Here is an 11,690-nt window from a genome sequence, read left to right on the forward strand (position 1 = left end):
GCGAGGCAACCGTCGCCCGATCGTTCGCCGAGGGTGAGCGGCCAAACCGCTTGGGTGCCCAGTCGGGTTCGCCACGTGGCACGGTCGTCTGGCGAACCTGACCCCTCCGCCGTCCGTCCGCTGCCCGTGCTGTCGTACCTTTGTCACTCTCCGTACCTCTATCGGGATTGACCCCCTTACCTACGTCCCATACTGTTGGCCACATCAATTCACGGGGGTGAATGATGTATCCAATGGATGTATCTTGGGCGACTGTCCGCCCGAGACGACTGCCTACTGGACGATCGAGGCCGTTGACGCCCACTGCGCCGGCCGAACGTCCGTCTCCGCGTAGGGCGATCCGGGTTGTGCCCGAGCTGATCCCGTACGTGTCAACGCCCCGCACGGCGCCGATCCGCCTCGAATACTGAGGCTCAGCGCGCGCTGACCGGTCGCGCACAGACCCGAGTGCCCGCACAAGTTCCGTCGGTCCCGATGGCGGCTTACTTGCGAGGCCGCCCCGCGCGCCCATCGCGCACCTCACGATATCCCGATCCTCCCTAGCGACGGCCAGGCCTGCCCTGGTCGGTTGGAGCTGCCATGTCTGTCGATGTTGGTCACGCCGCCGCCGACCCAGCAAAGGTGGGCGGGCTGCCCAGCCGCAGCCGGCCAAACGGGTGGCGCCGATTGGGGCGGCTGCGCTGGCTCGCGGCCGCCACCGCACTGCTGATGCCGGTGGCGGGGTTGCCGGTGCTGGCCGAGCGGCCGGCCGCTGCGGCACCCGCCGCTGCCCCCTGCGTGGCGGTGGCGGCCTCCCCGGCGCAGGCACTGGCCATGGCGAAAAACTGTGCCCGACCGGTGGTGGTCGGTTCGTCCCGCTCCGAGTACACGCAGGTCACAGCGCAACCGGACGGTCGGCTCAGGTTCGAGTCCGGGGTGGTTCCGCAGTGGACCCGCCGCGTGGACGGCACCTGGCTGGACGTCGACCTCGACCTCGCTCGGGGCGCGGATGGACGGGTACGGCCGGCGGCGTCGGCGGCGGAGGTGGCGTTCTCCGGCGGCGGGACGGCTCCGCTGGCAAGCCTGACCAGGGACGGGAAGACCCTCACGGTGGGCTGGCCGGCCGCGCTGCCGGCGCCGGTGCTCGCCGGGGACACCGCGACGTACCCGGAGGTGCTGCCCGGCGTCGACCTCGCGGTCCAGGCGACCCGGACCGGCTTTACCCACGTGCTGGTGGTGAAGACGCCCACAGCGGCTGCCAACCCGGCGCTGCGCCAGATCCGATTCGACCTGGGCGGCGACGCGCGGGCGGTCCGGCTGCCGGACGGGTCGTTGCGGGCCGACGTGGGCGCCACAGCTTTCGCCACGGCCACACCGGCGACGATGTGGAACTCCGCAGGTCAGACGACGATCGCCGGCCGGGCCGGTGTGGTGGCGGTGCCCGCCGAGCGCTCCTCGGTCGACGGCCCGGCGGCGACCGCGCGGACCGTACGGGTGGAAACCGCTGTCAACGCCACCGGTGACCTTCTTCTGACCCCGGACCCGGCCATGCTCGACGGAAACACGGCCGACTTCCCGGTCTTCATCGACCCCGCCTGGTCGGTGAAGCAGAACCGCTGGGCGTACGCGACCAACAACGGCTGCTCCAACTCGGACGTCAGCGTGGCCCGGGTCGGGCTGAGCCCGGAGGGGCCCTGCCAGGGGCAGCTCTACCGGTCGTTCTTCCAGTTCCCCCTCACCGCCATGAAGGGGAAGCACATCGAGAGCGCCTACGTGCAGATGAAGCTGGACCACTCCTGGTCGTGTGACGATAGCTGGGCCTACATGTACCACGTGCCGGCGATCGACCACGCCATGCAGGCGACCTGGTCGAAGATGAAGCTCAACGCGATCATGGACGGTGCGCCGGGGCACGCGAACGAGGCGGGTGGTTGCGGTGTCATCCAACCCGACATGATCATGAACTTCCAGTCCGGTGTGGTGACCTCGAAGGTCCAGGCCGTCGCCAGCGCGGGCGGCACCGCGATCACGGTCGGCTTCGCCGCCCGGGACAGCGACGGTGATGGCGAGTCCGCCGAGGGTCGGTGGAAGAAGTTCTTCCCGAACGACGCCAAGCTGATCGTCGACTACGACTCCATCCCGGGCAAGCCGAACAGTCTCCAGGTCGCCGGTGTCGCCTGCCTGTCCGACGGCGTACTGCCGATCGGCACGCTGGCCCCGACGTTCTCCGCGGTCTACCCGGACGCCGACACCACCCAGAGCCTGACCGGCACCTACGAGTGGATCGAGGTGCCGGCCGCCGGCATCGGCACCGTCACCGACGCGTACCCGACCCGGCTGACCCGGCCGCCGACCGCGTCCGCACCCGCGAACGGCCGGGCCACCACCGCCGCCGTGGCCGTCGTCACCGACAAGACGTACGCGTACCGGGTGACCGCCGTCGACCCGGCACCGTACTCGCGGTGGAGCGGCTGGTCGCCGTGGTGCCAGTTCACCGCCGACACCACCGTTCCCCCGGTCGAGGTCACGCTTCAGGGCTCGCCGGGCGGGCCGGGTGAACCGGTCACCTTCCGGATCGAGTCCACCGCGACCGACGCCACGTCATTCAAGTACGGCTGGACCGGCCCAACGACAGTGGTGACCGCCACCGGCACCCCGAAGAGCGCCACCGTGACGCTGCGGCCCCCGAAGTACGGCCAGAACACGCTCTACGTCTCGGCCGTCGACGCCACCCGCAACGAGGGGTACGGCAGCGTCGAGTTCGTCGTCGACCGTCCCTCCCCGGCGATCGCCCGCTGGGGGCTGGAAACCTACCCGGGCGTCACGCAGGATCAGGCGCTCGCCGACCAGCAGGGCGCTATCGCCGGTGACACCCCGCTGGCCCCGACGAATGTCAGCTGGGCCGCCGACGCCCGGCTGCTCGGCGGCGGCAGCGCCGCGTTCAACGGCACCACCTCCCAGGCCGCCACCGCGGCTCCCGTGCTCGACACCACCAACTCGTTCAGCGTGGCCGCCTGGGTCAGGCCGGGTGTCCTGCCGACCAGCGACATGAAGGTGCTCACCCAGGACGCCACCGACGCCGCCCGGTTCGAGTTCGGCGTACGCCGGCAGGGCACCCCGTACGTCCCGCACTGGTCGTTCGTCATGAAGGACACCCCGGCGCAGACCAGCGCGAGCCGGGTGGCTATCGCCCCGACCCCGATCACCGCGGCCGAGGCGGCACGCTGGACCCACCTGGCCGGTGTCTACGACAGGACCGCCGGCAAACTGCGACTCTACGTCAACGGCGTCCGGGTGGCCGAGACCGACTACGTCGCGGCGCCCTGGCCCACCAGCGGCAAGTTCGTGGTCGGTCGAGGCTTCTCCGCGGGTCTCCCGGCCAACTGGTGGACCGGCAACATCGCCGACGTGCAGGTGTTCAACCGGGTGCTGGTCGACCACGACTTCACCGGCCAACTCGCCACCGACGAGTACTCCGGTGGCTTCGACGAACCCGGCATCCTCACCCCGATCGAGGTCGGGCGCTGGGACATGAACGCCGCCACGCCCTGTTACCAGGTCGGCATTCCGTCCACCTGCGAGGCGCCGGACGGGGCGACGTGGGGCCGGCGGTTGAGTCTGACCCAGGGTACGACGGTCGACGCCGGCTACCGCGACAGCGGCCTGATGCTCGACAAGCGCCACTTCGTGGAGGACCCAGCCGACCCGTACTTCGGTCTGTCCACGCTGGAGCACGGCTGGTCCCAGCGCAACCTGGCCGCCGAGGGCAGCCCGCCGCAGTGGCAGGACAGCCCGGTGCTGCGTACCGACGACTCCTTCACCGTCTCGGTCTGGGTACGCCCCGACCAGTTCGAGCCCCGCACCTTCACCGCGGCCGGGCAGCGGGGCACCAAGGAATCAGCCTTCTACCTCTCCCTACGGGAGTACCGCCTCGCCAGCGGCGCGAGCGAGCATCGCTGGCGGTTCACCGTGGGCGGTGCGGACGACGACGTCACGCCGGTGCGCACACATGCCGAGGGAAACCGGCTGCTGACCGAGGACGACATCGGCACCTGGACCCACCTGGTCGGCGTCTACGACGCCCAGGCCGCTGAAATCCGGCTGTACGTCAACGGCGTCCTGGAGAACTCCAAGCCCTGCGCCGGAGTGTTCCGCGCCACGGGGCCGCTGACGGTGGGGGCGGCGTTGTTCACCGGCCCCGGTGAGCAGCCCCGCCTCGTCGACTACTTCCAGGGCGGCCTGGACGACCTGCTGGTCTACCAGGGCGCCCTGACCGACACCGCGGTTTCCGAACTGCACAAGTCCCAGGCGCAGGCAGAGCTCGAGTCCTGAGCGCTGGTCGACCGCCGGATCGCTGACCGGCTCCGTACCCACACACCCGACCTCGTCGACCCCTTATTCCGGAGGATCCAATGAACGGTCCGCGTCAACGAGGCTCGGGCGCCACGCCGCCGGGCCGCCCTCGTCGGGTGCTCGCCGCCATTGTCACCGCGGTGGTCGTGGGGTCGATGCTGGTGGCATCGCCAGCGCCGGCGGGCGCGCCGGCCGCCCCGGAGCGCCTGCGGTCACAGGCCGACCCGGTGGACAAGCACGGCGGGGAGGTGCGCGGGATCGCCTGGCCCGCACCGCCACAGGCGGGCAAGCCCGCCCCGGCGCCGGTGTGGCCCAAGGCGGGCTGGGCAGCGGCCTCGCTCGGGACCGGCCGCGCGGACACGTCGGGCACACCAGGCGTACGGGTCGGTCAGCTGCCGGTCTGGGTGAACCGGGCCGGTGGCTCCACGAGCGGGAACCCGACCGACGTCACGGTCGAGATCGTCGGTCGCGACACCGTCGCACCATCCTGGCGGGACGGCGTGGTCCTGCGGGTAAGCGGTCCGCGACGGACAGCCGGACCAGCGAAGGCCAACGTGTCCGTCGACTACAACGAATTCCGCCATGCGTACGGTGGCAGCTGGGCTGACCGTCTGCGGCTGTGGCAGCTACCGCCCTGCGCCCTGACCACACCGGAGGCTCCGGGCTGCCAGGCCAGCCCACTACCCTCCCGGAACGACACCGTGACCGGTCGCGTGTCGGCCGACGTGTCGACGGCCGGCGGCGGCGTGGTCGCGCTGGCCGCCGACGCCAAGGGGTCGGCGGGCGACTTCACGGCCACCTCGCTGTCACCGTCGGCTACCTGGACCGGCGGCGGCTCCACCGGAGGGTTCTCCTGGGCGTACCCAATGCGGACCCCGCCGGGGCTGAATGGGCCTAGCCCGACGGTCTCGTTGGCCTATTCGTCGGCGAGCGTCGACGGACGGTCGGCCGCCACGAACAACCAACCGTCGTTCGTCGGCGAGGGCTTCGACTACTGGCCCGGCTACATCGAGCGCAGCTATGTGTCGTGCAGCGACGACAAGACCTCCGGCGCCAACAACGAGAAGAAAACCGGAGATCTCTGCTGGCGCTCCGACAACGCCACCATGACCCTCAACGGCACCGGTACGGAACTGGTGTTCCAGAACGGCAAGGGCTGGCATTCGCGCAGCGAGCAGGGCGCGAAGATCGAGAAGCTGACGAACGCCACGAACGGCGACAACAACGGCGAGCACTGGCGGGTCACCACCACCGACGGAGTCCAGTACTACTTCGGGTTGAACAGCCTGCCCGGCCAGAGCAGCGGCACCAACTCGACCTGGACCGCACCCGTGTTCGGCAACCACGACGACGAGCCCTGCCACGCCAGCCAATTCCTCGACTCGGACTGCACCCAGGCGTGGCGATGGAACCTCGACTACGTCGTCGACCCGCGCGGCAACACGATGTCGTACTGGTACGACAAGGAAAACAACAAGTACGCGCAGAACCTGACTGCGGCGTCCGACGTCTCCTACGTCCGGGGCGGGATGATCCGCCGGATCGACTACGGCACCTGGGACCGCGGCGCCAGCGACCGGTCGACCACCCCGATTGCGCAGGTCCTGTTCACCCCGGACGACAGGTGTGTCACGTCGAACTGCGGCACCCACAACGCGACGAACTGGCCGGACGTGCCATGGGACCAGGAGTGCACAGGGTCGGAGTGCGGCGACAACTTCTCCCCGACCTTCTGGACCACGAAGCGACTCGCGAAGGTCACGACCCGGGTCTGGGACACGACGAAGGCGACCCCGGCCTGGCAGGACGTCGACTCCTGGACCCTCACCCACACGTTCCCGTCACCCGGCGACGGCACCAACGCGGGGTTGTGGCTCTCCTCCATTGCGCACACCGGTCACGTCGGCACGGCCGTCACCCTGCCGCCGATCACGTTCGAGCCGACCGCAATGCCGAACCGGGTCCTCACCGACTCGAACACGACGAACAACTGGCAGCGGATCGCCAACATCGTCGCCGAGACGGGTGCCAAGATCCAGGTCACCTACAGCCTGCCGGAATGCCACAAGGACAACGTTCCGAGCGACGCACACACCAACACCAAGCTCTGCTATCCGGTCATCGGACCCGACCCCAACGGTGCCGAGGGCGCGCTGCTGACGGAGTGGTGGCACAAGTACGTGGTACGCCAGGTGTCCGAGTCGGACGTGCAGCTCGCCGGTGGACACCAGGCACCGCCGAAGTTCACCACCTACTCGTACGGCGGCAAGCCGGCCTGGCACTACTCGGACGACGACGGTCTGATCAAGCCGAAACACAAGACCTGGAACCAGTTCCGGGGCTATTCAGAGGTCACCACCCGGGTCGGCGGCACCGACGGCCGGAAGACCCTGACCGTCACCAAGTATCTGCGCGGGATGCACGGTGACCGCTCCAGTCCCACCGGTGGCACCAGACAGGTTACCGTCGGTGCCTCGCTGGGCAACGAGACCGTTCACGACGAGGACTGGTTCGCCGGCTCGGTGCGTGAGGAGACCGTCTACAACGGCGACCTCGACAAGCCGGTCAGCAGAACCGTGAACGTACCCTGGCAGTCCCCGCCGACCGCCAGTCGCACGATCAACAATGACCTGGTCACAGCCCGCTTCACGAACACCCGGATGACCTACTCCGCGACCGCGCTCGGCGTGGACGGTGCGGCCGGCTGGCGGGTCACCCGCACCACGTCGGCGTTCGACGACACCCACGGCACCCTGGACTGGACGCAGGACGACGGCGACGTCAACGTGGTCGGTGACGAGCAGTGTGTCACCCAGGCCTACAACCGCAACCTGGGCAGGAACCAGACCGGTCTGTTGAAGCGGGTCACCACGAACGCCCTGCCCTGTGGGACGGCACCGGCCAGCGCCGACGACGTCGTGGCCGACGCCCGTTACAGCTATGACGGTGCGGCCAGCGCGGACACCGCACCGACCTACGGCTCCATCTCCCGGACCGAACAACTGCGGGACTGGACGACCACGACCGGCACGGTATTCCAGACGGAGGGCCAGGCAACCTACGACGCTTTCGGCCGGGCGGTCACCACTACCGATGCACGGTCGGTGACCACCGCGACCGCGTACACACCGGCCGCGGGCGGGCCGGTGACCAGGGTCAGCAAGACCATCAAGAACGGATTCAACTGGACGAGCCACGAGGAGGTGTCGCCGTACTGGGGGACGGCCTGGAAGACCACCGACGTGAACTCGCGAGTGGCCGAGGTGACCCTTGACGGCCTGGGACGGACGACCCAGGTCTGGAAGGTGGGCTGGTCGAAGGCGGACAACCCGCAGAAGCCGTCCGCCCGCTACGTGTACACCTATTCACCGACCCGGTCCGACTACTCGTCGGTCAAGACCGAGACCCTGAACTCCGCCGGCAACTACCAGACGACCTACCAGATTTACGACGCGATGCTGCGGCCGCGGCAGACCCAGTCCTCCGGGATCGGCGGCGGTCGTCTCGTCACCGACACCATCTACGACCGCTGGGGGCGGACCGCCGTCGCCTACGGGGCGCATGCCGAGCCGGGCACCGCCTCGGGGACGCTGTGGTGGGAGCCCGAATGGTCGGTACCGGCGGTCGCCCGCACCGAGTACGACGACGCCAACCGCCCGATCGCGGAGATCTCGCTCGCCGGCGACGGTGTGACGAACCTGGTGGAGAAGTGGCGGACCAGCACGTCGTACCGGGGTGACAGCATCGCCCGCACCCCGGCCCCCGGTGAGGTCCCCACCACCAAATTCCTCGACCTCAAGGGACGCGACGTCGAGGTACGCCAGCACACCACTGCGGCGGGTGTCTCCGGCGCGTACGACGCGGTCAGGTACACGTACAACCGGAAGAACCAGCTCACGAAGATCACTGACCCGGCCGGCAACGAGTGGACCTACAAGTACGACATCAGGGGTCGACAGATCGAGTCCCGCGACCCGGACAAGGGCACCAGCCTCGCCACCTACACCCTCTACGGCGACCTGGAGAAGAGCGTCGACGCCCGTGGGGAGGTGCTCGTCTACACCTACGACGCGATGGGCCGCCGGACCGGCCAGTACGACGATGAGGTCTCACCGGGCAAGCTGCGGGCCGAGTGGAAGTACGACCAGCTCTTCACCGGCGTCACCGTACGCGGACAACTGACCCAGTCGACCCGGTACGAGCCGGCCGGCTCGACGAATGCGTACACCTGGCGGGCGATCAATTTCAACACCCGTTACCAGGTGACCGGAGACCAGTACGTCATCCCGGGCACGGTGACCGGACTGGGACAGGAGTGGACCTACTCGTACGGGTTCGCCCCCACCGACGGGACGCAAGTCTCGATCACCTACCCCGCAGCCGGGGGCCTCGGCCAAGAGACGGTGAGCACCGGCTACGACGGCACGACCGGACTGCCGCAGACGCTGACCACGAACTTGCCGACGGTCGGGTCGTACGTCGTCGGGCAGCAGTACACCGTGTACGGCGAGCCCACCGTCCTGACCCGGAAAACCGCCGGTGGGACGTACGTCGAGGACAACAACGTCTACGAGACGGACACCCGCCGGATCCGACAGACGACGATCAAGCCGGAGACCTCGCCCGGCACCATCTCCGACCGCACCTACTCCTACGACGCCGCCGGCAATATCCTGCAGTTGGTCGACAAGCCGGGGGCCGGCCAGGCCGAGAGCCAGTGTTTCCGGTACGACGGGCTGCGCCGCCTGACCTCGGCCTGGACACCCCGAGCCGGCGTGGAGTGCGCCACCGATCCCTCGGTGGGGAACCTGGGCGGACCCGCCCCCTACTGGACCGACTGGACGTTCGACCGGATCGGCAACCGGCTGACCCAGACCAGCCACGGCTCGACGGGCGACACCACGAACACGTACACGGTGCCCACCAGCGGCGCGAACTCCGTACGGCCGCACGCGGTGACGTCGGTCCGGACCGAGGCCCCCGGACAGGCGCCGGTGACCAACTCGTACGGCTACAACGCCACCGGCGAGACCGTCACCCGGCCGGGTGTGGCCGCCGACCAAACGTTGGCCTGGGACGCCGAGGGTCGACTGACCAGCGTCACCGAAAGCGGCGCCACCCTGGCCAGTCACGTCTACAACGCCGACGGCGAGCGGATCCTCCGGCGGGACGCCACTGGCACCACCCTCTACCTGCCCGGAACGGAAATCCGGCGAGACCTCGGCGCCGCGCAGAACACCGCCACCCGGTACTACTCCTTCGCCGGCAAGTCGATCGCCAGCCGTTCGAGCGGCGGTGGACTGCAGTGGCTGTTCAGCGACCACCAGGGCACCCAACAGATCAGCGTGAACGCGGCGACCCAGGCGGTCACGATCCGCCGCCAGACCCCGTACGGTGCACCGCGCGGGGACCAGGCGGCCTGGCCCAACGGCAAGGGCTTCGTCGGTGGCGACATCGACTCGACCGGGCTCACCCACATCGGGGCACGGGAGTACGACCCGACGCTCGGCAGGTTCGTGTCGGTCGACCCGTTGATGGACCAGAGTCAACCGCAGCAGTGGCATGGCTACGCGTACGCCGGCAACTCCCCAATCACGTTCAGCGACCCGACTGGGTTGATCCAGGATGTCGTCTGGGACGGTCTGGCAAGTCCGGACGACGTGAAGCGGAACGACGGAGGCTCTGGTTCCGGCGGAGGTGGCGGTGGTGGTGGTGGTGGTGGTGGCTCGAAGGCTGGCCAACCGGATCGTGATGAGGAAGTCAAGAAACGGCGGAAAGCCTTCATCAATTTCACGGTTCACTACATCGGTGACTGCGACACGTACGGCGGCTTCAGTGGCTACCGCTATTTCAGGTGTCACATAACCGACTTCACTCCGGCTGAACTCCAGGAGTCGCTTGCCGCCTTCATGTGTGAGGTCGAGGGCGACTGCGCTATGCGGGACGCCCGGGCCAAGGAATCGAAGCTCGAGTTTTACGAGTGGATGAGCTGGATTCCTGGCATCGGGATTCCGTACTCCATTGCGCTCGCCAAGGAGAAGCTTGACAACGGCGACTACGTTGGGCTGGTTCTCGATCTCGCCGGAGCAATTCCGGTGGGCAAGGCCGGAAAGGTTGTCGGCGAAGGCGCCGATCTTCTTTCCGGTGCCTCGAAGGCAGCCGATGACGTGGTCGAGGCATGCAAGATTGGCAACAGCTTCAGTCGGGACACGCCGGTACTCATGGCGGATGGTACGACGGAGGAGATCGGGGACGTCAAGGTCGGCGACCTGGTGCAGGCGACCGACCCCCACACCGGTGTGACTGCAGCCAAATCGGTGACTCGCCTGCACCTGAATCGCGACTCGCAGCTCACGACGCTCGTCGTGCTGCTGCCCACCGGCGCGAAGGCTCATGTCGAGACCACGTGGGAGCACCCGATCTGGTCCGTCTCCCGTGGTGTCTGGGTCGATGCTGCAGAGCTCGTGCCAGGAGAGCGGCTGCGCTCAAGCACTGCCGGCGAGGTCCGAGTCGCGAGCGTCCGTAACTACACTGGCGCCCAGTACATGTACAACCTCACCATTTCCGACACCCACACGTACTATGTACTCGCCGGCAAAACCCCGGTCCTCGTACACAACACCGGTCCATGTTTTCCCGCGATCCAGGCGACGGCCAAGGGGGAACGTAAAATCAACGATGCCCATCGCGCGTTCGGTGGGCGGCTCGGTGGACGAAGTCAGTTCTTTGATCAGGTCAAGACCGATGATCTGATTTCCCGCGCGAGTAGTTCCACCCCTATCCAAAACGCAAAGGGTGACTGGGTGTATCAAGTAAACTACGGGAGCCCGGTCGGGGTTGATCGATCCACCGGTCTACCTACTGACTTTTTCACTCTCGTTACAAACCGTAATGGCCACTTGGTCAGTGCGTATCCAGGATTGATGTGAGAGTCGTGGCGATCTTGATAATTCGCCTACGAGGCGACAGCGTTGACGACGTTTTCGATGTAATGGCAGACGAGTCGGGAAGATTGGCCCAGGCGTTAACTGATCTTGACGACCGTTACCCCTATCTGTCGTGTATTGATCAGTATGGGATTACGGTTTTCAACCGGCTTCAGTCCAGAATGCTTCTGGCCGAGATCGCCCGGGTGAGAGGTGAGCCGCAATTTGCTTCGCTTGCAGGCCTGTTGGATCGCTTGTCTGCACTGGCGGAGCGATGCGCCCAGGGAGCGCATTTGTTCGTAGAGATAGAGGGTGATTGACGCGCTGCGCGCGCGACCACGTCGTCGGCGCTGGCGGGCGCGCTCCGCGTAAGGCGTGCGGCGCCGACCGATTCTCCAGCTGGGTACACCCCTGCGGACGGTGATCTCGAGT

Annotated in this window: 2 protein-coding genes; both read left to right on the forward strand. The window is 67.8% G+C overall.

Annotation, left to right across the window (positions count from 1 at the left end):
• The first annotated feature begins 579 nt into the window (after positions 1-579).
• Entirely contained in the window at positions 580-4,311 is a 3,732-nt protein-coding gene (locus tag QSK15_RS29300; protein ID WP_285797275.1) for a LamG domain-containing protein, read from the forward strand.
• Between the two features lie 4,094 nt (positions 4,312-8,405).
• Complete coding sequence (locus tag QSK15_RS32645) at positions 8,406-11,261, forward strand: RHS repeat-associated core domain-containing protein (protein WP_502889661.1); 2,856 nt, start codon at positions 8,406-8,408, stop codon at positions 11,259-11,261.
• Positions 11,262-11,690 lie beyond the last annotated feature (429 nt).

It is taken from the genome of Micromonospora sp. NBRC 107095, assembly GCF_030269705.1.
GTDB lineage: Bacteria > Actinomycetota > Actinomycetes > Mycobacteriales > Micromonosporaceae > Micromonospora > Micromonospora parva.

What these genes read in the sequence shown, in the direction of transcription:
- QSK15_RS29300 (WP_285797275.1), top strand. Translation starts at nt 580, where the DNA reads ATGTCTGTCGATGTTGGTCACGCCGCCGCCGACCCAGCAAAGGTGGGC.
- QSK15_RS32645 (WP_502889661.1), top strand. Translation starts at nt 8,406, where the DNA reads ATGGGCCGCCGGACCGGCCAGTACGACGATGAGGTCTCACCGGGCAAG.